General features: G+C 70.1%; 20 protein-coding genes and 1 tRNA gene. 3 read left to right on the top strand and 18 right to left on the bottom strand.

The genetic code is table 11. The features are described from left to right. Positions 1-71: 71 nt before the first annotated feature. Entirely contained in the window at positions 72-767 is a 696-nt protein-coding gene (mtnC, locus tag ASD78_RS19410) for an acireductone synthase (protein ID WP_056104550.1), read from the top strand. Positions 768-1037: 270 nt separating this feature from the next. Here mtnC and ASD78_RS19405 read toward each other — a convergent pair whose 3' ends face one another. The 13 genes from ASD78_RS19405 to ASD78_RS19345 form a co-directional block, all read right to left on the bottom strand. Next, on the bottom strand, positions 1038-1259 hold the full coding sequence (locus tag ASD78_RS19405) for a hypothetical protein (RefSeq protein WP_156087899.1): 222 nt from the start codon (positions 1257-1259) through the stop codon (positions 1038-1040). 11 nt (positions 1260-1270) lie between these two features. Further along, positions 1271-1714, bottom strand: a complete 444-nt coding sequence (locus ASD78_RS19400) for a type II 3-dehydroquinate dehydratase (protein ID WP_055910663.1) — start codon at positions 1712-1714, stop codon at positions 1271-1273. A 130-nt stretch (positions 1715-1844) separates the two neighbouring features. Next, on the bottom strand, positions 1845-2429 hold the full coding sequence (locus tag ASD78_RS19395; protein WP_056104547.1) for a YdeI/OmpD-associated family protein: 585 nt from the start codon (positions 2427-2429) through the stop codon (positions 1845-1847). Positions 2430-2433: 4 nt separating this feature from the next. Then, a complete protein-coding gene (locus ASD78_RS19390) occupies positions 2434-4056 on the bottom strand; it encodes a calcineurin-like phosphoesterase C-terminal domain-containing protein (protein WP_056104717.1) in 1623 nt (540 codons plus the stop codon). Between the two features lie 538 nt (positions 4057-4594). Then, positions 4595-5254: a bifunctional phosphoribosyl-AMP cyclohydrolase/phosphoribosyl-ATP diphosphatase HisIE gene (hisIE, locus tag ASD78_RS19385; protein WP_055910317.1), complete on the bottom strand. Its 660-nt coding sequence runs from the start codon at positions 5252-5254 to the stop codon at positions 4595-4597. After that, complete coding sequence (gene hisF, locus ASD78_RS19380) at positions 5244-6020, bottom strand: imidazole glycerol phosphate synthase subunit HisF (protein ID WP_055910319.1); 777 nt, start codon at positions 6018-6020, stop codon at positions 5244-5246. Before hisF ends, hisIE begins: the two co-directional genes overlap by 11 nt. Next, positions 6014-6763, bottom strand: coding sequence for a 1-(5-phosphoribosyl)-5-[(5-phosphoribosylamino)methylideneamino]imidazole-4-carboxamide isomerase (gene hisA, locus ASD78_RS19375; RefSeq protein ID WP_055910322.1), 750 nt, complete (start codon positions 6761-6763; stop codon positions 6014-6016). Before hisA ends, hisF begins: the two co-directional genes overlap by 7 nt. Beyond that, positions 6760-7362, bottom strand: coding sequence for an imidazole glycerol phosphate synthase subunit HisH (gene hisH, locus ASD78_RS19370; RefSeq protein ID WP_055910325.1), 603 nt, complete (start codon positions 7360-7362; stop codon positions 6760-6762). Before hisH ends, hisA begins: the two co-directional genes overlap by 4 nt. Positions 7363-7511: 149 nt before the next feature. After that, complete coding sequence (gene hisB / locus ASD78_RS19365) at positions 7512-8591, bottom strand: bifunctional histidinol-phosphatase/imidazoleglycerol-phosphate dehydratase HisB (protein ID WP_056104542.1); 1080 nt, start codon at positions 8589-8591, stop codon at positions 7512-7514. Between the two features lie 22 nt (positions 8592-8613). Further along, positions 8614-9720 carry a histidinol-phosphate transaminase gene (gene hisC, locus ASD78_RS19360; protein WP_056104539.1) on the bottom strand — a complete coding sequence of 369 codons (1107 nt, stop codon included), beginning with the start codon at positions 9718-9720 and terminating at the stop codon, positions 8614-8616. After that, complete coding sequence (hisD, locus tag ASD78_RS19355; protein ID WP_056104714.1) at positions 9717-11018, bottom strand: histidinol dehydrogenase; 1302 nt, start codon at positions 11016-11018, stop codon at positions 9717-9719. Before hisD ends, hisC begins: the two co-directional genes overlap by 4 nt. Positions 11019-11032: 14 nt before the next feature. Then, positions 11033-11947 (bottom strand): ATP phosphoribosyltransferase, encoded by a 915-nt coding sequence (hisG, locus tag ASD78_RS19350; RefSeq protein WP_055910334.1) that lies wholly within the window; start codon positions 11945-11947, stop codon positions 11033-11035. Positions 11948-12003: 56 nt separating this feature from the next. Beyond that, positions 12004-12315 carry a YerC/YecD family TrpR-related protein gene (locus tag ASD78_RS19345; RefSeq protein WP_055910338.1) on the bottom strand — a complete coding sequence of 104 codons (312 nt, stop codon included), beginning with the start codon at positions 12313-12315 and terminating at the stop codon, positions 12004-12006. A 396-nt stretch (positions 12316-12711) separates the two neighbouring features. Between ASD78_RS19345 and ASD78_RS19340 the strand changes: the two genes are divergently transcribed. After that, positions 12712-14481 (top strand): diguanylate cyclase, encoded by a 1770-nt coding sequence (locus tag ASD78_RS19340; RefSeq protein WP_056104536.1) that lies wholly within the window; start codon positions 12712-12714, stop codon positions 14479-14481. 63 nt (positions 14482-14544) lie between these two features. On the opposite strand, the gene ASD78_RS19335 is transcribed toward ASD78_RS19340, so the two are convergent. The 3 genes from ASD78_RS19335 to hisS form a co-directional block, all read right to left on the bottom strand. Continuing rightward, positions 14545-15090 carry a 2OG-Fe(II) oxygenase gene (locus tag ASD78_RS19335; protein ID WP_200944289.1) on the bottom strand — a complete coding sequence of 182 codons (546 nt, stop codon included), beginning with the start codon at positions 15088-15090 and terminating at the stop codon, positions 14545-14547. A gap of 28 nt (positions 15091-15118) precedes the next feature. Further along, positions 15119-17017, bottom strand: coding sequence for an aromatic amino acid ammonia-lyase (locus ASD78_RS19330; protein WP_056104533.1), 1899 nt, complete (start codon positions 17015-17017; stop codon positions 15119-15121). A 300-nt stretch (positions 17018-17317) separates the two neighbouring features. Next, positions 17318-18718 (bottom strand): histidine--tRNA ligase, encoded by a 1401-nt coding sequence (hisS, locus tag ASD78_RS19325; protein WP_082575739.1) that lies wholly within the window; start codon positions 18716-18718, stop codon positions 17318-17320. A gap of 191 nt (positions 18719-18909) precedes the next feature. Between hisS and ASD78_RS19320 the strand changes: the two genes are divergently transcribed. Next, positions 18910-18986: transfer RNA gene (locus ASD78_RS19320), tRNA-Pro, on the top strand. A gap of 473 nt (positions 18987-19459) precedes the next feature. Here the strand turns inward: ASD78_RS19320 and ASD78_RS19315 are convergent. Together ASD78_RS19315 and ASD78_RS19310 are read right to left on the bottom strand one after the other, a co-directional pair. Then, a complete protein-coding gene (locus tag ASD78_RS19315; protein WP_056104527.1) occupies positions 19460-19939 on the bottom strand; it encodes a DUF4019 domain-containing protein in 480 nt (159 codons plus the stop codon). Between the two features lie 55 nt (positions 19940-19994). After that, on the bottom strand, positions 19995-20828 hold the full coding sequence (locus ASD78_RS19310; RefSeq protein ID WP_056104524.1) for an OmpA family protein: 834 nt from the start codon (positions 20826-20828) through the stop codon (positions 19995-19997). Positions 20829-24411 lie beyond the last annotated feature (3583 nt).

Raw genomic sequence — 24411 nt, 5'->3', positions numbered from 1 at the left:
CTACGGCGGCTTTTTTTGCCTAGCGCGCGCCCCACGGGCGACAATCCGCCATCCCTACGCGATTTCCCGCCATGCCCATCCGCGCCATCCTCACCGACATCGAAGGCACCACCAGCAGCATCTCGTTCGTGAAGGACGTGCTGTTCCCGTACGCGCGCCGCGCCCTGCCCGGTTTCGTCGCCGCGCGCGGGCGCGAGCCGGCGGTGCGCAAATGGCTGGACGCGGTCGCGACCGAGAACGGCGGCGTCTGCGAGGACGCGATGATCGTCGAGGTGCTGCAGGGCTGGATCGACGAGGACCGCAAGCACACCGCGCTCAAGGCGCTGCAGGGCATGGTCTGGGCCGACGGCTACAAGGGCGCCGACTTCACCGCGCACATCTACCCCGACGCCGCCGCCGCGCTGCGCGCCTGGCACGCGGCCGGACTGCCGCTGTACGTGTATTCCTCCGGCAGCGTGCCGGCGCAGCGGCTGTTCTTCGGCCACAGCGACGACGGCGACCTGACCGGGCTGATCTCGGGCTGGTTCGACACCGAGATCGGCGGCAAGCGCGAGGCCGCCAGCTACGCCCGTATCGCCGAGGAGATCGGCCTTCCTCCGGGCGAGATCCTGTTCCTGTCCGACGTGGTCGAAGAATCCGACGCCGCGCGCGAGGCCGGCCTGGCCACGGTGCTGATCGATCGTCTGGACGACTACCCGCAGCCGCGCGTAGGCGAGGCCGCGCACGGGCATGCGCGCGCGACCGCGTTCGATCAGGTCGAGGTTTGACGCGACACCTGGAGTTGCGGTCGTCGTAGGCGGCCCGAGCAGAAGTTTGAGGCGTCAATCGCGGCTCACGCCGCTCCTACAGACGCAGACGCTGACGCTGACGCACCTTAGCTTTGGGGTAGGAGCGGTGTAAGCCGCGACCGTCGGCGCGAGCAGCCGCGCCGACCAAGCAAGTTGCCCGCAACGGGCTACATGCGTCGGTGCGACAGCTGATGCCTAGACGCTGAGAGGCCGCGGCTTACGCCGCTCCTACCCCAGGCCAGGCGAACACTATAGGCGACTGACGCTGCGCACCCGCACCTCCGCGCAATCCACACCGTGCGCCTCCGCCGCCTGGCGGCGGAGGCGCTCCAGCACCTGGGCCGGATCGAAGGCGCCGGCCGGCGCGTAGTCCAGCGTGCTCTGGCCCCACACGACGTAGCGGCCGCCAACCAGGATCTCGTAGTCGGCGAAGTAGTAGTAATGCGCGCTCATGTTTGGCGCCCGGGTCATAAGCTCTCGGCTCAGGTACCCACGTGCACGCCGTGCCCGCACTCGGCGCAGCCCAGATGTTCCAGTGCGATCGCCAGCGCCAGGGTGTAGCTCTGCGCGGCGTAGCCGTGCACCTGCGCCAGGCAGGCGCCGTCGCGCGGCGCCAGCGAGGGCTCCGGCGCGTCCATGTCGTCGTCGTGGACTTCGATGTAGGGCGTGTCGAGCGCGTTCAGGGCGCGACGCAGGCGTTCGCTGGCCGGAGCGCAGGCGCCGGGGTCGAACAACAGCAGCTCCACGCCGCTGGCGCGCAGGCCGCACAGGCCGTCGACCAGCTCGGCTTCGCTGCGGCAGCTGCGCAGAGCGATTGTCTTGCCGGCGTCGGCCGCGCATTCGGCCAGGCGCGCGCGCACCGCGTCGGGCACGCGTGCGGCTTGGGCGTAGTGGGCTTCGGGACCACGCAGAATCACGATGGACACGTTCTTGCTCGCTGCGCGCTCGGGGCGGCGCGCATGCGGCACTGTAGGCGCGGCCGACGTAAAGCCTCCATGCCGCGCGCGCGGCGCGGCGTAACCGCGGCGTAAATTCCGATGCGGCGTCGGCGACGGTTCAGCCGTGGATCTTCTCGCCGCGTTCCAGCATCGCCACCAGCTTCTCGATCCGGGCCGCGCGGGTCTCGGGCTTCTTCGCGGTCTGGATCCGCCACAGCACCGCGTAGCGATTGGCGCGGTCGATCTGCTCGAAGAATTTGCGCGCCTTGGCGTTCTTCTTGAACGCCGCGGCCAGGTCGTCGGGCACTTCGATGTTGCGCGCCGAATCGTAGGCGGCCTGCCAGCGTCCGTCGGCCTGGGCCGCCTCGACCTCGCGCAAACCGCCCGGACGCATGCGGCCGGCCGCGATCAGGGCCTCGACCTTGCCGATATTGATCTTGGACCAGACGCTGCGCGACCGCCGCGGGGTGAAGCGCTGCAGAAAGTGCTGCGTGTCGCAGCTGCGCTTGAGGCCGTCGATCCAACCGTGGCACAGGGCCACGTCCAGCGCCTCGGCATAGCTCACCGAGACCACGCCCTGGTCCTTCTTGGCGATCTTCAGCCACAGCCCGGGCGCATCGGCGTGCGCGATCAGCCAGGCCTCCCAGGCCGCGGCGTCGCGGAACAGCTGGATCGGCACATCGGTCGGCAGTTCGGCGCTCATGGCCTTATTCCTTGGCGTCCTGCAATCGGTAGACGGTCTGCGCGCGTTGCTCGCCCCGCCAGGGATCGAGCGTGCGCACTTCGATGCGGTGTTCGCCCGCGGCCAGATCGGTCGGCAAGGTGCCGCGCCACAGGTGCGCGGAGGGTTCGGCTTCGGGCGAGCGATCGTAGCCGCGCAGCGCGGCGGCCTGGTCGTCGCGCGCGTTCTCGGCCAGCAGGTTCGGATCGGCCTGTTCGCTGCGCTGCATCGGCGCCCAGGCGCCGTCGTCGATGCGGAACTCGACCCGGCTGTCGTCCTGGCCCATGTAGACGTTGGCGAATACGGAGAACGCCGGATAGGCGCCGCGCCGCAGCACGCGCGGCGCGTGCAGCGACATCGCCGGCGTCGACGCGGCCGCGGCGGCCAGGCGCGCGGGATGCCAGCTCAATCGATAGCTGCCGGCTGCGTCCACCGCCAGGCGCGCGTAGCCGTTGGGGGTGCCGTCGGCCATGGTCGCGTCGGGGATGCCCTGCCCGTCCTTGACTCCGGACCAGAACGCGCCGCAGGCGGCGCCGACGTTGTACTCGTGCAGCGGCGCAGCGCCGTGCCAGCCGTCCTTGGCGCCGTGATAGACATGGCGCTGGACATGGCCGTGGCCGCTGAGCAGCAGCACGTGCGGGAAATCGCGCAGTAGCGCGAACAGGCGCTCGCGGTCGGCGTGGCGAAAGGTCTCGCGGCCGGGCGCGGCGTCGAAGAACGGGATGTGCACGCCGATCACCAGCAGCCGGTCCTTGCGCGCCGTCGCCAGGTAGCGCTCGAGGAAGCCGAACTGCTCCTCGCGCAGGCCGCCGATGTAGGCCGGGCGCTGGCCGGGCCGGTAGATCACGTCGTCGAGCATCACGAACGAGGCCTCGGGCTCTTCCCAGGCATAGGTGTCCGGGCCGAACACATTGCGGTAGCTGAGCAGCGAATCCTCGTCGCGGCCGGCGTCGAAGTCGAGATCGTGATTGCCCGGCGCGTGCAGCCAGGGCACATCGAGCAGGGCGGTGGCGCGGTTCAGCGCGGGGTACAGCGACAGGTCGTCGTGGACGATGTCGCCCAGGCTCAGGCCCAGGTCGGCGACCGTGCCGCGACCGCGCGACTGCGCCAGCAAGGGTTCGACGATGTCGCGGCGGTAGTAGTCGACGTCGGTGGCGGTCTTGGGCTGCGGATCGGCGAACACCAGCACGTCCAGCTGCGGACGCGTGCGCGCCTGCTGCGGGATCAGGCCGTAATCGCGACAGCTCGGGAAGGAGGCCGGGATGCCGCCGTACTTGAGCTTGGGCCCGGGCTCGCGCTGCACGTTGAAGCTGAAATCCGGCAGTCCGTTGTCGCGGCGTCCGACCCGGTAGCCCGGCGGTTTGATCACGAAGCTGGTGCGGCCGTCGATCGCCGGCAGGTGGTAGCTGCCGTGGGCGTCGCTGACCACCAGATCGACGCCGTCGGAGACCCGGATGCCGGGCAGACCCGGTTCGCCGTCGTCGCGGCGGCCGTTGCCGTTGCGGTCCTCGTACACGGTACCGCTGTTGCACGGCGGCGGCAGCGCGAGCGCGGTGGCCGGGGCGATCAGGGCGAGCGACAAGAAGCAGGCGGTGACGGATGGGCGCATGGCGAACTCCGGGCGGGCGCCCATTATGCGGCGCCCGATTACCGATCCATGTGCCCGGGAACACAAGTACGCGCGCGGACACCGTGCCTACTGTGGGAGCGGCGTGAGCCGCGATATGCGACAACACGCTGGCCGACGCAAAGCCGACTCCGGGCGGACGCTCATTATGCGGCGCCCGGTTGCTGATCCATGTGCCCGGGAGCACGAGTACGCGCGCGGACACCGTGCCTACTGTGGGAGCGGCGTGAGCCGCGATACGCGGCAATACGCGGGGCGGCGCAAAGCCGACTCCGGGCGGGCGCTCACTATGCGGCGCCCGCTTACCGATCCATGTGCCCGGGAGCACGAGTACGCGCGCGGACACATGCCTTCTGTGGGAGCGGCGTGAGCCGCGATACGCGGCAATGCGCGGGGCGGCGCCAGGCCGGTCGCAGGCGGATCGCTCCTGTCTGCGTATTTCGTCGGACAGTGGAATTCTAATCGCGGCTCACGCCGCTCCCACAGACGGCATGCGCGAGGACAGCCGAGAGATTCGGGGCTAGGCCGGCTCGGAGCCGCGATGCGGCTGGCCGTGGCGCGACTTCAGCACCGCGACCGCGTCGGCCAGCGACAGGCCGCGCGCGCGCAGCAGCACCAGCAGGTGGTAAAGCAGGTCGGCGGCCTCGCCGCACAAGGCGGCATCGTCCTCGACCACGCCGGCCAGGGCGGTTTCCACGCCCTCCTCGCCCACCTTCTGGGCGATGCTGCGGCGGCCCTGTTCGAACAGGCGGGTGGTGTAGCTGCCGGGCGGACGCTCGCGTTCGCGGCGCGCGACCAGGCCGTCGAGTTCGACCAGGAAATCGTCGGGCGCGTGCTCGAAGCAGCTGGCGCGGCCGAGGTGGCAGGTCGGTCCCTGCGGGCGCGCCTGCACCAGCAGGGTGTCGCCGTCGCAGTCGGCTTCGATCGCGACCAGCTGCAGCACGTTGCCGGAGGTCTCGCCCTTGGTCCACAGGCGTTGCCGGCTGCGGCTGTAGAAGGTGACGTGTCCGCTGGCCAGCGTACGCGCCAGCGCTTCGCGGTCCATGTAGCCCAGCATCAGCACGCGCAGGGTCGCCGCATCCTGCACGACCGCGGGCAACAGGCCGCCCTGCTTGTCCCACGACAAGCCATCGATGGCTTCGGGCGCCAAGGTCGGCCATGCTGCCGGTTCAGTGGACATCGCGGATTTCTATGCCTTGCGCGCGCAGTTCGCGCTTGAGTTCGGGAATACGGATCGCGCCGGAGTGGAACACGCTGGCGGCCAGCGCGGCATCGGCGTCGGCGTCGCGGAACACCTGGGTGAAATGCTCGATCGCGCCGGCACCGCCGGACGCGACCAGCGGCACCTCGCAGCGCGCGCGCACCTCGCCGAGCTGCTCCAGGTCGTAGCCGTCGCGCACGCCGTCGCTGCCCATGCAGTTGAGCACGATCTCGCCGGCGCCGCGTTCCTGCGCCTCGACCACCCAGTCCAGGGTGCGTCGCGCCAGCGCGCGGGTACGCTCGGGATCGCCGGTGTACTGGCGCACGCGCCACTGCCCGTCCTCGTCGCGCAGGCTGTCGATACCGACCACCACGCATTGCACGCCGAAGGCATCGGCGATCTCGCCGATCAGCTCGGGCCGCTCCAGCGCCGGGGTGTTGATCGAGATCTTGTCGGCACCGGCGCTGAGCACCGCGCGCGCGTCGTCGACGCTGCGGATGCCGCCGGCGACGCAGAACGGGATGTCGATGCTGCGCGCCACCCGTTCGACCCAGTCGCGGTCGACGCTGCGGCCCTGCGGGCTGGCGGTGATGTCGTAGAACACCAGCTCGTCGGCGCCCTCGTCGCGGTAACGCAGCGCGAGTTCGACGATGTCGCCCATATCGACGTGATCGCGGAAGCGCACGCCCTTGACCACGCGGCCGTCGCGGACGTCGAGGCAGGGGACGATGCGCCGGCTCAGCATCGCTGTGCCTTGTGCAGGGCTTCGCCGAGGCCGAAACGGCCTTCGATCAGGGCCTTGCCCAGAACCGCGCCGCGGCAGCCGGCGTCGTGCGCGGCGACGATGTCGGCGATGTCGCGGATGCCGCCGGAGGCCTGCACCTGCATCTCCGGGGCGATCTCGCGCACGTGCCGGTACAGGTCCAGGTTCGGTCCCTGCATGGTGCCGTCGCGGGACACGTCGGTGCATAGCAGGTGGCGCACGCCGACGTCGGCAAAATGCTCCAGCATCGGCTCCAGCTGGGCGCCGCTGTCCTCGGTCCAGCCGGCCACGGGCAGCCGCCAGTGGCCGGTGCTGGACTGGCGCGCGTCCAGGGCGACGGTGATGCGGTCGGCGCCGTAGCGCTGCAGCCAGTCGCCGACGCGATCGGGTTCGCGCACCGCCAGCGAGCCGACCACAACGCGGTCGGCGCCGGCGTCGAGGATGGCCTCGATGTCGGCTTCGCTGCGCACGCCGCCGCCGGTCTGCACCCGCATCCAACTGGTGGTGGTGATCGCGCGCAGCAGCGGCGCCAGGGTGTAGCCGCCGTAGCGCGCGGCGTCCAGGTCGACCAGGTGCAGCCAGCGCGCGCCGGTGTCGGCGTAGCGCTTGGCCATGGTCAGCGGCTCTTCCTCGTAGGCGGTTTCCCGCTCGTAGTCGCCCTGGTGCAGGCGCACCACGCGGCCGGCGCGCACGTCGATGGCCGGGTACAGCGTGCAGTTGTTCATGCCGGCACCCCGTCGAGGAAGTTGCGCAGCAGACGCGCGCCCACCGCCGCCGAACGCTCGGGGTGGAATTGCGCGCCGTAGCGGTTGTCGCGGCCGACCACGGCCGAGAACGGCGCGCCGTGTTCGCTCGCGGCCAGCGTGTCGGGGCCTACCGGCACCGCGTAGCTGTGCACGAAATAGGCGCGGTCGCCGTCGGCGATGCCGTCCAGCAAGGGCGACGTGCGTCGCCGTTCCAAAGCATTCCATCCCATATGCGGCACGCGAACTCCCGGGCGCGGTTGCAGTTTGCCGATGCGTCCCGGCAACAGGCCGAGACACTCCACGTCGCCCTCCTCGGACGACTCGAACAGCAGCTGCATACCCAGGCAGATCCCGAGCAGCGGCTGACGCAGCGCCCGGATGGTGTCGACCAAACCGAGCTCGCGCAGCCGCGCCATCGCTGGCGCCGCCGCCCCGACCCCCGGCAGGATCACGCGCTCTGCCGAACCGATCGTGGCGGGGTCGGCGCTCAAAACCGCGTGCGCACCCAACCGCTCCAGTGCATAACGCACGGAGCCGATGTTCCCCCCCCCCATATCGATCAGTACGACGTTCGTCACGGAAACCTCTCAACCGTATCGCGGTCCCTCGCGATGGTGCTTATTCAGTTAATCGCGGGACCGGTCCCAAACCGGCCCCGGCCGGCCGCACGTGGCCTGCCTGAACGGCTGGGCACGGGCCACCCACGGCCTGCCCCCTGCCCGCGGCCTCAGAGGCTGCCCTTGGTGCTGGGCAGGCCATGGCCCTCGCGCCGGATCGCCTGGCGCAGGGCGCGCGCGACCGCCTTGAAGCAGGCCTCGACCTTGTGATGGTCGTTGTCGCCGCGCACGTTCAGGTTCAGGTTCAGGCCCGCCGACTCGCACAGCGAGCGAAAAAAATGCGGCACCAGCTCGGTCGGCACGTCGCCCACGCGTTCGCGCGCGAATCCGCCCTCGAACACGAAGTACGGGCGCCCGGAGAAGTCCAGCGCCGCGGTCGCCAGGCTTTCGTCCATCGGCAGCACGAAGCCGTAGCGGCCGATGCCGCGCTTGTCGCCGAGCGCCGCGCGCAGGGCCTGGCCCAGGGCCAGCGCGCTGTCCTCGATGGTGTGGTGCTCGTCGATGTGCAGGTCGCCCTTGCACTCCAGCTCCAGCGCGAAACCGCCGTGCTTGCCGAGCTGCTCGAGCATGTGGTCGAAGAAGCCCAGCCCGGTGCTCACGCGCGGCTCGGCCTCGCGGTCCAGGTCGACGCCGACCTCGATCCGGGTCTCGCGCGTGTTGCGCTGGATGCGCGCGGTACGCGGCGCATCGGCCAGCGCGTGCGCGATCCCCGACCAGTCCCATTCGCCGCCGAAATCGACGGTGCGCAGCTGGAAACCGCGGATGCCCAGATTGCGCGCGAATGCGATGTCGGTGTCGCGGTCGCCGACCATGGCCGAACGCGTCCAGTCGATGCCGCGGTCCTTGAGCAGGGGCAGCGCCAGGCCGATCGCCGGCTTGCGGGTGGGCGCGTTGTCGGCCGGCAGGCTGCTGTCGATCAGGACGTCGCGGAACTCGATGCCCTGGCTGGCGAACACCTGCAGCATCAGCGCATGCGGGCCTTCGAAGTCTTCGCGCGGGAACGCCAGGGTGCCCAGGCCGTCCTGATTGCTGATCATCACGAACTGGTAGCCGGCATCGCGCAGGCGCAGCATCGCCGGAATCACGCCTTCGACGAAGCGCAGCTTGGCGTAGCTGTCGATCTGGTAGTCGTCGGGTTCGGCGATCAGGGTGCCGTCGCGATCGACGAACAGGAGTGGGGTCTGGCTCATAGGTTCCGGTGGTCCGACAGGTTCATGCGGCGCGTTCGGCGGAGTCGCGCTGTGCCGCCGCGAGCGGCGCCAGGGCGTCGAGCACGCGTGCGTTTTGTTCTGCGGTGCCCAGGCTGATGCGCAGCGCGTCGCCCAGTTGCGGCGCCGCGCGCAGGTCGCGCACCACCACGCCGGCGGCGAGCAGCGCCTCGAACGCGGCCTGCGGCCGCTCGAAGCGCGCGAGCAGGAAGTTCGCCCGCGAGGGGTAGACCTGGCGCACGCCGGGCACGGCCGGCAGCGCCGCGTACAGGTGTTCGCGTTCGAGCACGCAGGCGGCCGCGTTGTCCTCGCTGAGCGCGCGGGCGCCAGCGTCGAGCGCGCGCAAGGCCAGTGCGACGCAGGGTTCGGCCAAGGGATACGGCGCCTGGCAGCGCTGCAGCGCGGCGATCAGCTCCGCGTCGGCGATGGTGCTGCCGATGCGCGCCGCCGCCAGCGCGTGCGCCTTGGACAAGGTGCGCAGAACGACCACGTTCGGCTGTTCGGCGATCAGGCCGATCGCCGACGGGGCCTGCGCGTATTCGAGGTAGGCCTCGTCGACCACCACCAGCGCGCGTTCGCGCAAGCGCTGCGCCAGCGCCGAGATCGCCGGCAGCGGCAGCAGCGTGCCCGAGGGATTGCCCGGCGAGCACAGGAACACCAGCTTGGCGCCGGAGTCCTCGGCCGCCGTGGCGACCGCGTCGAAATCGCAGACGAAGCCTTCCGGCGTATCGCGCAGCGCGACCTCGACCACGCGCGTGCCGTGCAGGCGTGCGCAGACCGCGTACATGCCGAAGGTCGGCGGCGTGGTCACGATGGCGTCGCCGCCTGGGCGGCAGAACGCGCGCAGCAGCAGGTCGATGCCTTCGTCGCTGCCGCGCCCGGCCAGCAATTGCGCCGGCTCGCAGCCGTACAGCGCGGCCAGCGCCGCGCGCAGCGGCGGCGGCTGCGGATCGGGGTAGCGGCGCAGCGCGCCGTCGGTGTCGGCGGCGTTGGCCCAGGCCGACTCGTTGGCGTTGAGCCAGATCGAACCGCTGAGGGCTTCGCTGCGCGCCGACTTGTAGCCGGCGAAATCGCGCAGGTCCTCGCGCAGCAGCGACAGCGGCGCGTTCATGCCGCCACCTGCCGCAAGCGCAGCGCGACCGCGATCCGGTGCGCGTCCAGGCCTTCGGCAGCGGCCAGTTCGACCGCGCAGGGGCCGATCGCGGCGATCCCGCGCGGCTGCACTTCCTGGACCGTGATCGCGACCTGGAAGCTGGCCACGCTGACCCCGCCGGCGTAGCGCGCCGCGCCGCTGGTCGGCAGCACGTGGTTGGTGCCGCTGCAGTAGTCGCCCAGAGCTTCCGGGGCCCAGTCGCCCAGGAACACCGAACCGGCCGCGAGCACCTGCGGCAGCCACGCGCGGGCGTCGCGCAGGGCCAGGATCAGGTGCTCGGGCGCGTAGCGATTGCTGACCGCGAGCGCGTCGGCGATCGACGTCACCGTGATCGAACGCGAAGCGCGCAAGGCGGCGCGCGCGGTCTCGGCGCGCGGCAGCGCGGCCAGCTGGGAGTCGATCTGGGCGTCGACCGCGTCCAGCAGCGCCGCGTCGTCGCTGAGCAGGATCACCTGCGAGTCCGGGCCGTGTTCGGCCTGCGACAGCAGATCGGCGGCGACGAAGGCCGGATTGGCGCCGGCGTCGGCGATCACCAGCACTTCCGACGGCCCGGCCGGCAGATCGATGGCCGCGCCGCCTTCGAGCAACGCGACCTGGCGCTTGGCCTCGGTGACATAGGCGTTGCCCGGCCCGAACAGTTTGTCGCACTTGCCGACGCTAGCGGTGCCGAAGGCCATCGCCGCGATCGCCTGGGCGCCGCCGAGCTTGTAGAGCCGGCTCACTCCGCAGCGGCGTGCGGCATACAGCACCGCCGGATCGGCACGGCCGTCGCGGCGCGGCGGCGTGCACAGCACGATCTCCGGGCAGGCGGCCAGGCGCGCCGGCATGCACAGCATCAGCGCGGTCGAAGGCAGCGGCGCCGAACCGGCCGGCACGTACAGGCCGACGCGCTGGATCGGGCGCAGGATGCGTTCGCAGCGCACGCCGTCGCCGCTGTCCAGGGCGTAGGGCTGGGTCATGCCGGCGGCGTGGAAGGCCTCGATGCGGCGCGCGGCCTGGTCGATGGCGGCGCGCAACGGCGCGGAGATCTCGCGTTCGGCGGCATCGAACTCTTCGATACCCACCACGAATTCGTCCAGCGCCACGCCGTCGTAGCGCGCGCTCAGGGCGCGCAGCGCGGCGTCGCCGTCCGCACGAACCTGCTCGATGATGGCTGCGACCGACTCGGCGGTGTCGCGGCGGGTCTGCTGGGCCGGACGGCGCAGCGCGGCCTCGCGCTGGTTCTCGTCCAAGGTGTTCCAGTCCAGCCGCTGCATGATGCTTTCGCCGTTCATGCCAGCATGCCCTCGACCGGCAGCACCATCAGTCCGCGCGCGCCGGCGCGCTTGAGCTCTTCCAGTCGTTGCCAGGTCACCGCGCCGTGGCACAAGGCCTGCAGGGCGACGCCGTCGCCGCCGTCCAGTTGCATCACCGTCGGCGTTTCCGCATCGGGCAGCAGCGGCAGCAGCTCGGCCAGCAGCTGGCGCGGAGCCTGGAACAGCAACAGCTTGCTGTGGCGGATGCGCAGCGCGCCGTCGAGGCGGCGCAGCAGCAGGTCGGCCAGTTCGCCGCGCACGTCGTCGAAAGGATGGATCGGCCCGGCCAGCACGGCTTCGCTCTGGATCAGGGTGGTGACCGCCTTGAGCTGATTGGCGGCGAGCGTGGCGCCGCTGGAGACCAGGTCGCAGATCGCCTCGGCCTGGCCCAGGCGCGGCGCGATCTCGACCGAACCCGACAGCAGCACGACCTGCGCGTCCACGCCCTGCTCGGCCAGCCAGGCCGACAGCAGCGCCGGGTAGCTGGTGGCGATGCGCTTGCCCGCCAGTTGCGCCGGGCCCTGCCAGTCCCAAGCCTCGGGCACGGCCAGGTCCAGCCGGCAGGCGCCGAAACCCAGCGCGCGCCATTCGCGGAAGGCGGCGGCGCGGCCGTTGCCGCGACGGTCGCCGTCCTGTTCCAGCAGCACGTTGCGGCCGACCACGCCCAGGTCGCAGACGCCGTCGGCGATCAGCCCGGGGATGTCGTCGTCGCGCACCAGCAGCAGGTCCACCGGCAGGGTTTCGCCGTAGCAGAACAGGCGGTCGCGGCTCTCGCGCCAGCTCAGCCCGCACGAGGCCAACAGCGCGCGCGCCGGCTCGGCCAGGCGGCCCGACTTCTGGATGGCGATGCGCAACCGGTCGCGCGCGGCCGGACTGGCGGTAGGACTCATGGCGGGGGATCTCGAAGAGGCGGGAAGCGAAGGGCGCACAGGCCCGGCGGAACGGTTCAGCGGACGCGCGTGGGGCGTCGATGGAGCGCCGCGGCGTAGCCGCCGGCACCGCGCTCCAGGGTCCGTGCGACACGCCCGATCGTGGTCACGCTGACGCCGGTGCGGTCGTGAATTTCGCGGTAGGGCACGCCGTCGCGCAGCAACGGCACCACGCGCCAGCGGTCGGTCATGGCCTCGAGCTCGGCCGGCGTGCACAGGTCTTCGAGGAAGGCCCGCATCTGCTCCGGATTGCGCAGCCCCACCAGCGCGCCCGCCAGGCTGGCGATCGGGTCTTCGCTGTCGTCGATGTCTATGGCGCGGCGCTTCATGGGGGTTCGCTTCGGGTCCGGCTCGGGTCTGCTTCGGGTTCGCGATCGATAATGTACTAATGCGTTAATACATTAAACGATCCGCCAACCGCCCGTCAAGCCGGCCACGGCCCCGCCCCGCGGGCGGCCGGCATCGGCGAAAGCCGCCGTTCATCACACTAAGACAGGCCGATCGGCGGTCGCTGGCGCTACGCGTGTGGCCGCGCCAGCCGCAAACTAGGGCGGTGCCGGAGCGTAGACTGCCTCCGAGCCCGCGCCGCCGAGACCTGCCGCCGGCCGGACAATGGAGAGAGGGTGCGCATGGGGCGTGGTTGGAGAGGCCTACAGCTTTGGCTGCTCGCGTTCGGGCTCTGCCTCGCCGCTGCGTCGTGGGCCGCAACCGGAAACTCGACGCTGGTGCTGGACGCCACCCATAGCGGCGTTCCGCTGGAACCGTACATCGCCTATTACCACGACGTCGACGGCCGCCAGAGCCTGGCCGGCGCCGAGCAAGCCCTGCGCGACGGCCGCTACGCTCCGCTGCCCAACGGCAACGCCGCATTCGGCTTCCAGCCCGGCGCCTACTGGTTCCATGTGCGCCTGCTCAACCGCGACCGCGACGAGCGGCGCTGGCTGCTGGTGCAGCAGTACGCGCTCAGCGATCGCATCGACGTCTACACCCGCCATGCCGACGGCCGCGTCGAGCATCTCGCCGGCGGCGACAGCCTGCCGTTCTCCTCGCGCAGCATCCGCTACCGGCACCCGAATTTCTGGTTGAACCTGCCTGCGGGCCAGCCCGCGGATCTGTACGTGCGGGTGCAGAGCCAGAGTTCGATGCAGGTGCCGCTGACGTTATTCACGCCGACCGCGTTCACCGAGGTCTCGCGCGACGCGCAGTTCGGCATCGGCCTGTACTACGGCATCCTGCTGGCCTTGTTCATCTACAACCTGGTGCTGTGGCTGAGCCTGCGCGACGCCAGCTATTTCTGGTACCTGCTGCATATCTCGGCCTTCGGCCTGGTGCTGCTGACCCTCAACGGCCTGGGCTTCGAATACCTGTGGCCGCGCTCGACCTGGCTGGCCGACAAATCGGTGCCGCTGTCGATCTGCCTGGCCCAGGTCGGCATGCAGCAGTTCGCCCGCACCTTCCTCAGCCTCAAGCAGCGCTGGCGGCTGGGCGACCGGGTCGGTCTGGCGATGATCGGCTTCTTCGTCCTGCTCGGCCTGGCCGCGACCCGCCTGCCCTACAACGTCGCCACCCCGATCGCTTCGGCGGCGGTGTTCTTCAGCATCGCCTGGATCGCGGTCGCGACCCTGGTGGTGCTGCGCAGCGGCTATAAGCCGGCGCAGTTGTTCCTGCTGGCCTGGTCGATGTTCCTGTTCGGCACCGGCATGTTCACCGCGATCGCCTTCGGCCTGCTGCCCAAGGTATTCATCACCGAGTACGGGGTGCAGATCGGCTCGGCCCTGGAGATGCTGCTGCTGTCGGTGGCCCTCGGCTATCGCTACGCCTCGCTGCGCAGCGAGAACGAACGCATCGTGCACGAGGCCAAGACCCAGCTCGAACACAAGGTCGAGCAGCGCACGGTCGAACTGCGCAGCGCGCTGGCGCAACTGGAAGACGCGCACGAGCGGCTGCGCGAGAGCAGCCAGCGCGACGGCCTGACCGGCCTGCACAACCGCACCCACTTCCGCAACGTGTTCCAGGACCTGCTGGAGAAATCGCAGCAGAGCGGGCGGCCGCTGTCGCTGCTGATGATCGATCTGGACCACTTCAAGCAGATCAACGACCGTTACGGCCATCTGGTCGGCGACGAATGCCTGTGTTGGGCCGCGCGCACGCTCGGCCATGCGCTGCAGCCGCATCGCGCGCTGCTGGCGCGCTTCGGCGGCGAGGAGTTCATCGTCGCCCTGCCCGGCCTGGACCTGCAGGCGGCCTCGCGCGTCGCCGAGGACGTGCGCCAGCACCTGCGCGAGCAGCCCTGCCGCAGCGGCGAGCACGCGATCACCATCACCGCCAGCATCGGCGTGCACGCGATCCAGCGCGAAGCCGACAACGACAGCGATAGCGACAACGCGATCGACCCGGCCCTGCAGGACGCCGACCAGGCCCTGTACCAGGCCAAGGCCGACGGCCGCGACTGCGTGCGCACTTCGATGCCGGAGACGGGCGACCGCCGCGGCTAGCCGATCAGCTGCGGGTCGATCAGCTGCGGGGCAATCAGCCGCGAGGCGACCGGCCGCGTGCGCTTAAGCCGGATGCCCGTAGAGCACGTCGGAACGCAGCACGTACTTGACGCCCTGCTCGACCGCCGCGCCTTCGTGCCAGGTGTCGTGCACGAACAGCAGGGCCTCGCCGGTCGCCGGCGCGATGCGGAAATCGCGGAAGTCGGTATCGCCGCCGACGAAGCCTTCATTGAGATAGACCAGCAGGGTCAGCTTGCTGCTCAAGCCGTCCTCGGTCCAGGGACCGTCCTTGTGCATGCGGAAGCGCTGGCCGGGACCGTATTTGTAGAAGCGCAGGGATTTCGGCAATCCCCGCGCGACCTGACCGTCCAGCGCCGGCAATGCGACGCCGGACAGGCGCTGCCACAGCAAGCCGACCCAGTCCGGCGACTCGAACACCACGCGCTCGTTGTTGCGCACGTGCGGCATCGCCTGCTGACCGGCCGTGGTGCGCACGCCTGCGGCCTCGAAACCGTGCTCTTCGGCCAATGCGATCAACTGCGCGCACTCGTCGGCGCCGAACAGGCCGCCGACGGTGAACGCACGCTCCGAATGCGCGGTCAGCTGCATGCCGATCCCGCAGACCAGGTCACCCGGCTCATTCGCGCACGACCGCGCGCGCGGCCGCGAGCACGCTGCCGTCGGACACCATGCGCAGCGCGGTCGCCACTTCGCCGTCCAGGGCGCGATCGCGCGGCAGGAAGGCGATGCGTTCGCGGATCGCGGCGTGCGCAGCCGCGACCGCACGGCCAGGACGGAACTCGTCGGCGGCCGCGAGTTCGGCGCGCAGGCCTTCGACCTCGGCCAGGAAGCCGGCGTGGTCGCTCTCGCCCGCGGCGGGACCGCCCGCGACCTTGGCGGCCAGCCCGAGCGCGTCCGCGCGATCGGCCAGATCGCGTGCGGCGTTGATCATGTCGCGACGCAGATCCAGCGCTTGCGCGGCGGTGTACAGCTCCAGCGCCAGCACCTTGCCCAGGTCGTCGGCCATGGCCAGCACGTGGCGGGCCTCGTTGGCGCCCATCGAGACGTGGTCCTCGGCGTTGGCGCTGGTCGGGATCGAATACACCGAGGCCGGATGCGCGCGGCTGGCGAGGTCGTTGACGATGGCCGCGGCGGTGTACTGCACGATCATGTGACCGGACTCGGTCGAATCCTCGTTGCCGATCAGGAACGCCGGCAGGCCGTCGTTAGTGGCCGGATCGACCAGCTTGTTGAGACGGCGCTCGGAAATGCTCGCCAGCACCGGGATTGCGGCCTTGACGTAGCTCATCGCCAGCGCCAGCGGCATGCCATGGAAGTGGCCGGCCGAAATCACCTGCTGCTCGACGTGCTCGGCCTGCGCATCCGGGAACACGATCGGATTGTCGGTGAGCGAGTTGAGCTCGACCTCGAGCACGCGCGCGGCCTGGGCCAGCGCATCGCGCACCGCGCCGTGCACCTGCGGGATGCAGCGCAGCGAATAGCTGTCCTGCGGCTGGTGCTTCTTGCCGCCGCGGAACGGACGGAAACGCAGGTAGAACTTCTCGCGGCCGTGACGCTGGCCGAACGGCACCCAGTCCCAGCCGATGTCGAAGCGCAGCGTCTGCGATTCCGGCGTGCTCCAGCTGTGCGGCTGCCAGGCGCGGAAGCGCGGCACCAGGTGATAGGGAATGTCCGACAGGGTCGAACCTTCGAGCAGCCGGCGCAGGTGCGCGGCGACTTCGACCTGGCCCGGGTGCGGACGCAGCGCGTGCACTTCCTCGGCGAACGCGCCCAGGCGGCCGGCGAAGGCGTCGATGGTCATGGCCGCGGCGAGGTCGGCGGTGTCGGCCAGGTCCTCGAGCTTCTCCAGCGCGAGCACGCCGCAGGCGAGCATCTGCGCGGTGCCGTTGTTGAGCGCCAGGCCTTCCTTGTACGACAGCGTCACCGGCTTCAGGCCGGCGCGCTGCAGCGCCTGGCCGCCGGGCATGCGCTCGCCCTCGTAGAAGGCTTCGCCGCCGCCCAGCAGCACGATGGCCAGATGCGACAGCGGCGCCAGATCGCCGCTGGCGCCGACCGAACCCAACTGCGGCACCACCGGCACGATCCCGGCGTTGAGCATCGCCGCCAGCGCCTGCAGGGTCTGCACGCGGATGCCGGAGTGGCCGCGCATCAGGGTGTTGATGCGGATGCACAGCATCGCGCGCACGATTTCGGGAGCGAACGCCTCGCCGACGCAGACCGCATGGGTGACGATCAGATTGCGTTGCAGTTCCTCGTGCAGGGTCTCGCCCGAGGGCTGCGCGCCCGGCAGTTGGTCGCGCAGGTGGTGCGCGCCGAGCAGGCGGTCGGCGTTGCTGCCGAAACCGGTGGAAACACCGTAGATCGGTTCTTCGCGGCGCACCTGTTCGGCCAAGAAGTCGGCCGCGCGTTGCACCGCCGGGAGTTGCGCCGCGGCCAGTTCGACCTGCGCGCCATAAGCCACCGCCACCAGCTGCGCCCGCGTCAGCGAACGGCCATCGAGTTGGATCTTGTTCATTTGCAACCTCGCCTCGCACCCTGGCGATCATCTGAACGGCGGGCCTTCGCCGCGAACGGCTCAGCCCGACCGAGCGTACTCGGGAGTCGGTGCGTCAATGACACATGGTGAACCGCGACGGCGAATGCGCGCCGCGGGATGATTCAGCCCGCCACGGCGCCGGATTCCGATCCGGCGCGCAGCGAACCGTGGAGCGGAATCCGGACGCGAACCCGCGCGCCCGGCACCGCGATTCATCGGCGCACAACGCCATCGGAGCTGCGCGACCCGCAACCCCGATGCCGTCCGCGCCGCTGCAACTCATTCGGAGACGGTCCGCGGCATGACCCGCGCCTGCTCCAGCTCGACCCGCAGCGTGCGCGCCAGATCGCCGCGCGCCACCTCGAACTGGTCTTCGCGACGCAGGTCCTTGACCGTCGCGGTGCCCTTGGCGATCTCGTTCTCGCCCAGCACCACCACGAAGCGGATGCCGGCGCGGTCGGCGTATTTGAACTGCTTGGCGAGCTTGGACGGCTCCATCACCACTTCGGTGTTGAGACCGCCGTGGCGCAGCTCGTTGGCGACCGCCAGGCAGTGCGGCATGTGCGCATCGTCCATCTGCGTGACCAGCACCTGCACGGTGCTGGCGGCGGTGTCGACCAGGCCGGCCTCGCGCAGTTGCCAGAACAAGCGGGTCAGGCCGATCGAGATGCCGACGCCGGGCAGGCGCGACTTGGTGTAGTGGCTGGCCAGGTCTTCGTAACGGCCGCCGGAGCAGATCGAACCGATCTGCGGGTAGTCGTCCAGGGTGGTCTCGTAGACGGTACCGGTGTAGTAGTCCAGGCCGCGCGCGATCGAGAAGTTCAGCGCGTAGTTGGCTTCGGGCACGCCCAGCGCGCGCACCAGTTCCAGCACCTCGCGCAGTTCCGCCACGCCCACGCGCAGCGACTCGTTGCCCTCGCCCAGCGCGTCCAGGTGCGCCATCGCGTCGGCGTGCGAGGTCGAACGGATCTTGACGAAGTCGAGGATGGTCGCGGTGCCCTGCGCGCTCAGGCCGAATTCGGGACCGGTCAGGGTCTCGCGCACGTAGTCCTCGCCGCGCTTGTCGAGTTTGTCGACCTCGCGCAGCACCCGCGCCTGCAGCTCGCCGTCGGCTACGCCCTGGGCCTCGAAGAAGCCGCGCAGCAGCTTGCGGTTGTTGAGCTGGATGGTGAACTTGCCGATGTCGAGCTCGGAGAACACGGCGTGGATCGCGGCCGGCATCTCGGCGTCATGGCGCACGCTCAGCGAGTCCTTGCCGATCACGTCGATGTCGCACTGGTAGAACTCGCGGAAGCGGCCGCGCTGCTGGCGCTCGCCGCGGTAGACGCGCTGCATCTGGTAGCGGCGGAACGGGAACGCCAGCTCATGCTCGTGCTCGGCCACGTAGCGCGCCAGCGGCACGGTCAGATCGAAGCGCAGCGCCAGCTCGGGCACGCCTTCACCGCCGCCCTCGGCGGCCTTGTTCAAGTTGCCGGTGGACTGGACGAAATACACCTGGCGCTCGGTCTCGCCGCCGGACTTGGTCAGCAGCACCTCCGACAGCTCCATCACCGGCGTTTCCACCGGCAGGAAGCCGAAGCGCTCGAAGTTGCGGCGGATCGTGTCGAGCATGCGCTGGAAGGCGATCTGGTCGGGCGGCAGCAGCTCCATGACGCCGGGCGGGGTGCGTGGCTTGATCAAGCGGGACTCCGGAGGTAAGACGCGGCGGGCGGCGCGAGGCGCGCGCCGTCGACGCAAGAGCCGTAGTTTAACGTTCCGACCGTACGGCGCACCCGCACCCGGAATGCCGTGAACGCGGGCTCGCGAAATCGATTGGCTCCGACCCCTTGCCTCGGCCCCTGGGGTGTCGCTAGAATTGTCGGCTCAGCTGTCGGGGTGTAGCTCAGTCTGGTAGAGCGCTACGTTCGGGACGTAGAGGTCGCAGGTTCGAATCCTGTCTCCCCGACCAATCTGAAACCGGAAAAGCCTGGAAACTCACGTTTCCGGGCTTTTTTGTGGGCGCAGCTTTTGTGGGCGGGCTCCGGCGAGGAGCCTGCCCTGCCGCCCGCCGGAGCCGAATCCGCGTCGCGCCCCAGCGTTGTCCCAGCCGCCATCGGCCTTTCATGAACCAATCGAGTGCTTCAGGGCGCGTCGCCCCTGACGGAGCGCCCGGTCGCCCATGCGGCGGCCAAGGCCCTCGGCAAAGAGCCGTCGCCCACTCCGTCGACTATTAAATAGAAGGCAGGCGCGATGGCCGCGGAATGAAGATCGGGCGCTCGCGGATCACGCCGCCGGCCGGACCGCGCCGTCTGGAGCAGGCAGCCCGGACCACGAAGCCCGAGCCCTGCGGGAGCGGCGGCTCAGCCGCACGCACCGCAGCCGGGTCCGGGCATCCCCCACGGAGGCGACCCCGGACCCCACCAGGCAAATCCCTTCCAGCCGTTACGGCTGCACGGCGTATCCGGCAAAGCGCCAGATGCCGTCTTCGTCCAACCGGAACGACACCAGCTCGCGCACCGGCGGCTTGCCGGCGAATTCGGCCAGGAACTCGGTCGAGGCATACAGGCCCGGCGGCAAGGCGCTGCCGTCGCCGGACTGGCGGCGCACCGACAGCCAGCTGCGACTGGGGGTTTTGCCCAGCGGCTGGCGCGACTTGGTGATGCCGGCGACGAACGCATCGCGGGTCAACGACTTCTTGGTGACCACCGAGGCCTCGTCCCACAGCTTCGCCGCCTGGCCCGCGTCCACCGAACTGGCAACGCGCAGGGCCGCATCGCGTATCGCATTGGGATCGACCGCCCCCGGGGTCGCACGGGCAGCGGCCTGAGACGCGCCCGGGCGGGCGGCCTGCGGCTGTTGCGCCGCCACCACGCCCGTGGTCAGCAGCAGGGCGATACCGATTGCAGAAATTAGCTTGTTCATCCGAATACCTCGATCGAAGTTCTATGCCGCGTGCACTAAGCCTAGTGCCGCGGTGTTATTGAAGCCCCCACACCACCACCTCGACGCGGCGATTGGGCTGCAGGCAGGCCACCAGTTCGTCTTTCGGCAGCGAATCGGAGCACTCCTTCACCGGCTCCGACTCCCCTACCCCCTGCGCCTTCAGGCTGTCTGCCGCCACGCCGTTCTCGATCAGCAGTTCGCGCACGGTCTGCGCGCGCGCCTGCGACAGGGTCTGGTTGGCGGCCTCGTCGCCGATCCGGTCGGTATGGCCGATCACCTGGACGATCGTCGCTTTCGAGCCCTTGAGCTGGCCGGCGATGGACGCCAGTTCCGCGCGGCCTTGCGGCAGGATGTCCTGCGGCCCGGAGCGCGCGAACGCGAACAGCGCATCGGCGGACAGTTCGAAACGCTTCGGCCCGGCCGCGGGCGCGGCCGCCGCAACGGCCGGAGCCTGCGTCTTCAACAGGTCCGCGCATCCGGCCGGCGACCAATGGAAACTCTGGCCGTGGTAGTCCTGGTCGAAGAGCACCTTGTACTGACAGGTGACGACGGTGTCGTCCTGGCGGAAATGAAACAGGTAGTCCCACTCGCGGGCGGCGTAGCCTTCACGGAAATGCGGCCTGCCGATCAGGTAGTACAGCTGATCCTTGGTGACGCCGGCGCCGATCTGGCGCAGGTTGTCGACATTCGGGAACGTGCCTTCCTTCAGCACGATCCGGTCGACGGATGGAAAGACGACCTCGCCCGCCCGGCCGTCCGGCGCGATGTCGCGGCTGACATGGCGCGTGCACGCCGTCAGCGTGGCGGTCGCGATGAGGGCGCATAGTGCGAACCGTGCGATTCGCGTCGAGTTGTTCGTGATGACCATGCTTGTATCGCCTCTTGTATGTCGTCTCATGACTTCGGTGGTCGGTCGGATGTCCCTGGCGACGGCTGCTAGCCCGAGGATGTCCGCCGCCGCTGGCCGGTATCCGCTTGGTAAAAAGGAAGCGGCAGGCCATGCCGGGGTGGGCGCTTGCGCAGGCCTGCCGCTTCGGCAACTACCATTGAATTCCGGCGCCCACCGAGAAGCCCCAATCGCGAGTGGTATTGCCGCTGGCCTGGGCCTTGTAGACGAAGCGGCCGTTGTCGGTGATGCCCGACAGGCCCAGGGCCATGCCGTACTCGCCCTGGTAGCCGCCGAAGCCCACCGCCAACATGCTCTTGCCCGGCAGGTAGGCCTGCGGCAGGCCGGCCATGGCCATCGCCGAGGATGTCGCGCCGCGGTAACCGCGTTCCATCGTCCACACATCGTTGTCCAGCTGGGCCAGGCGGGCGTCGGTGTACTGGTTGGCCTGGTTGATCGCGTAGTTCACGCCCGAGCTCAACTGGTTGACGTTGACCGCGTCGGTGCCGGCGATGCCCGGCGCCACGCCGGTGATCGTGCGGCCGCCGATGTTCATCTCGCCGGTCGAGGTGCTGTTGCCCACGTAGGCAGCGTTGTAGTTGCTCTGCGCGCCGACGGTGGTGGCCGAGCCGTTGCCGACGGCGACGCTGTTGACGTGGGTGGCCGTCGAACCGGCACCCAGGGCCGCGGAGTTGTTCGCCGTGGCGCTGGTGTTCGCGCCGATCGCGACGCTGTTGTTGCCGCTGGCGCTGGAGTTGACGCCGCCGGCCATGGCGTTGTTGCCGGTGGCGCCGTTGTTGGCGTAGTTGCCGCCCTGCACGCCGCCGTCGTTGACGCTGTAGTAGTGGGTCGCGGTGGCGTTGACGTGGTTCTGCACCGCCTGCAGCTGGGCGACGTTGACGGCATCGCTGGGCGCGGTGCCGGCGGCCACGCCGGTGATCTGGCGGTACAGGCCGTTGCTGGCGTCGCCGACGCTGACCGCACCGGCGGTGCTGGTGGTGGCCGCAATGGCCGCGGTCTGGCCGGCGGTCGCCCCCGGAGGCACGTAGCCGGCGACACCGGCGGCCGTGTTGGAGACCGAGTTCGCGCCCAGGGCGACGCCGCCCGCCACCGTGGATTGCGAACCCGAGCCCACCGCCACCGAACCGGTGCCGGCCGCGTTGCTGTTGACGCCCACCGCGACGCCGCCCTGGCCGCTGGCCGAGGCGTTGACGCCGGCCGCCACCGAGTTCACGCCGCTGGCGCCGTCGTTGTTGTAGTTGCCGCCGTGCGTGCCGCCGTCGTTGACGCTGTAGTAGTGCGCCGTGGACGCATTGACCACGTTGCTCAGGTTGGCGATCGCCTGGTTGGTCGCATACAGCTGCGAGCCGTTGATCGCATCCGTGCTGGTGCCCGAGATGCGACCGGCCGCGACGTTGGTGATGGTGCGCTCGGCGCCCAGGCTGCCCACGCTCACGGTGCCGACCGGCGCGGTGCCGGCGAAGCTGTAGCTGGTTCCGCCGATGACCACGCCCGCCGTCCCCACCGCCGCCGCCGTCGACGCGTTCGATCCCAGCGCCACGCTGTTGGCGTCGGTCGCCGTCGCGTTGAAGCCGATGGCCACGGCGCCGTCTCCGCCCGCCGCCGCGTTCACGCCCGCTGCCAGCGCGTTCAAGCCGGTGGCGCCGTCGTTGGCATGGTTGCCGCCCTGCACGCCGCCGTCGTTGACGCTGTAGTAATGCGTCGCGCCGGCATCGACCTCGTTGCTGAGGTTCTCGATCGACTGGTTGGTCGCGAACAGCTGCGAGCCGTTGATCGCATCGGTCGAGCTGCCGGAAATCCGGCCGGCCGCGACGTTGGTGATGGTGCGCTCGGCGCCGAGACTGCCCACGCTGACGGTACCGATCGGCGTGGTGCCGGCGAAGTTGTAGCTGGTGCCGGCGATGACGACGCTGGAGGTACCCACCGCGACCGCCGTCGAGGCGTTCGAACCCAGCGCCACGCTGTTGGCGTCCGCCGCCGTCGCGCCGAAGCCGATGGCCACGGAGCCGGCACCGCCCGCCGCCGCGTTCACGCCTGCGGCCAGCGAGTTGAGGCCGGTGGCGCCGTCGTTGGCGTAGTTGCCGCCCTGCACGCCGCCGTCGTTGACGCTGTAGTAATGCGTCGCGCCGGCTTCGACCACGTTGCTGAGGTTCTCGATCGACTGATTGGTCGCGAACAGCTGCGAGCCGTTGATCGCATCCGTCGAGCTGCCCGAGATCCGGCCCGCCGCGACGTTGGTGATGGTGCGTTCGGCGCCCAGGCTGCCCACGCTCACCGTGCCGGTCGGGGTGGTGCCGGCGAAGTTGTAGGTCACGCCGTCGATCGTGGTATTGGCGGTTCCGACGGCAGCCGTCGTCGCCGAGCCCGCGCCCAGCGCTACGCTGTTGGCATCGGCCGCCGTCGCGCCGGAACCGATGGCCACGGAGCCGGCACCGCCCGCCGTTGCGTTCACGCCCGCCGCCAGAGAATTCAGGCCGGTGGCGCCGTCGTTGGCGTAGTTGCCGCCCTGCACGCCGCCGTCGTTGACGCTGTAGTAGTGCGTCTGTCCCGCCGTCACTTCCTGCGACAGCGCGCGCAACTGAGCGACGTTGACCGCGTCGGTGTCGGTGGAGCCCGCCGCCACGTTGGTGATCTGGCGAGTCTGACCGCTGCTGCCCACGCTCACCGCGCCCAGGCGGCTGACCCAGGTGCTGCTGGTATCGGTGGAAGGCAGGCCGGTGACCGGGTCGTAGCCCGCCGCGCCGGCCGCCGTATTGGCCACCGAGAACGAACCCAAGGCGACGCCCTGAGGAGCGCTGGCGATCGAGCCCGCACCCAGGGCACTGGCGTATTGGCCGCTGGCGGCGGAACTGTCGCCCAGCGCGACGGCGCTGCGCCCACTGGCCGCCGAGGCCGGTCCCAATGCCAGCGCGCCCAAGGCGCTGGCGTTGGCGCCGCCGCCGAACGCGGCCGACGAGGCTCCCGATGCCTGCGAAGTGTCGCCCACGGCGACGGCGCTGACGCCGGAGGCGCCGGCGTTGGGACCGATGGCGGTGGCCGCGCGTCCCGAGGCGTTCGCGTTCGTGCCGAATGCGCTCGAGAACTGATCGCCGGCCTGGGCGTTGTTGCCCACGGCCGTCGCGAACTGCCCGCTCGCGGTCGCCGTGTCGCCGACCGCGGTCGTCCAGCCCGCGGCCGCATCGGAGTTCACGCCCACCGCCACCGCGCCCTGATCGGCGGCGGAGGAATTGAATCCGACCGCCACCGACAGGTTGCCGCTGGCGCTGGCATTCACGCCGGCCGCCAAGGCATTGGTTCCGGTCGCGCCATCGTTGGCGTAATTGCCGCCCTGCACGCCGTTGTCGTTGACGCTGTAGTAGTGCGTCGCGCCGGCTTCGACCTCGTTGCTGAGGTTTTCGATCGACTGATTGGTCGCGAACAGCTGCGAGCCGTTGATCGCATCGGTCGAGCTGCCGGAGATCCGACCAGCCGCGACGTTGGTGATGGTGCGTTCGCCGCCGACGGTGCCCACACTGACCGTGCTGGTCGGCGTGGTGCCAGCGAA

The sequence above is a fragment of the Lysobacter sp. Root667 genome, assembly GCF_001427715.1.
Classification (GTDB): Bacteria; Pseudomonadota; Gammaproteobacteria; order Xanthomonadales; family Xanthomonadaceae; genus Lysobacter.
This window is presented reverse-complemented; position numbering and strand designations above follow the sequence as displayed.

What these genes read in the sequence shown, in the direction of transcription:
- hisA (WP_055910322.1), bottom strand. Translation starts at nt 6,763, where the DNA reads ATGAACAACTGCACGCTGTACCCGGCCATCGACGTGCGCGCCGGCCGC.
- ASD78_RS19395 (WP_056104547.1), bottom strand. Translation starts at nt 2,429, where the DNA reads ATGAGCGCCGAACTGCCGACCGATGTGCCGATCCAGCTGTTCCGCGAC.
- ASD78_RS19345 (WP_055910338.1), bottom strand. Translation starts at nt 12,315, where the DNA reads ATGAAGCGCCGCGCCATAGACATCGACGACAGCGAAGACCCGATCGCC.
- hisB (WP_056104542.1), bottom strand. Translation starts at nt 8,591, where the DNA reads ATGAGCCAGACCCCACTCCTGTTCGTCGATCGCGACGGCACCCTGATC.
- mtnC (WP_056104550.1), top strand. Translation starts at nt 72, where the DNA reads ATGCCCATCCGCGCCATCCTCACCGACATCGAAGGCACCACCAGCAGC.
- hisF (WP_055910319.1), bottom strand. Translation starts at nt 6,020, where the DNA reads ATGCTGAGCCGGCGCATCGTCCCCTGCCTCGACGTCCGCGACGGCCGC.
- ASD78_RS19405 (WP_156087899.1), bottom strand. Translation starts at nt 1,259, where the DNA reads ATGACCCGGGCGCCAAACATGAGCGCGCATTACTACTACTTCGCCGAC.
- hisG (WP_055910334.1), bottom strand. Translation starts at nt 11,947, where the DNA reads ATGAGTCCTACCGCCAGTCCGGCCGCGCGCGACCGGTTGCGCATCGCC.
- hisC (WP_056104539.1), bottom strand. Translation starts at nt 9,720, where the DNA reads ATGAACGCGCCGCTGTCGCTGCTGCGCGAGGACCTGCGCGATTTCGCC.
- hisIE (WP_055910317.1), bottom strand. Translation starts at nt 5,254, where the DNA reads ATGTCCACTGAACCGGCAGCATGGCCGACCTTGGCGCCCGAAGCCATC.
- ASD78_RS19315 (WP_056104527.1), bottom strand. Translation starts at nt 19,939, where the DNA reads ATGAACAAGCTAATTTCTGCAATCGGTATCGCCCTGCTGCTGACCACG.
- ASD78_RS19390 (WP_056104717.1), bottom strand. Translation starts at nt 4,056, where the DNA reads ATGCGCCCATCCGTCACCGCCTGCTTCTTGTCGCTCGCCCTGATCGCC.
- ASD78_RS19335 (WP_200944289.1), bottom strand. Translation starts at nt 15,090, where the DNA reads ATGCAGCTGACCGCGCATTCGGAGCGTGCGTTCACCGTCGGCGGCCTG.
- ASD78_RS19330 (WP_056104533.1), bottom strand. Translation starts at nt 17,017, where the DNA reads ATGAACAAGATCCAACTCGATGGCCGTTCGCTGACGCGGGCGCAGCTG.
- ASD78_RS19310 (WP_056104524.1), bottom strand. Translation starts at nt 20,828, where the DNA reads ATGGTCATCACGAACAACTCGACGCGAATCGCACGGTTCGCACTATGC.
- hisD (WP_056104714.1), bottom strand. Translation starts at nt 11,018, where the DNA reads ATGCAGCGGCTGGACTGGAACACCTTGGACGAGAACCAGCGCGAGGCC.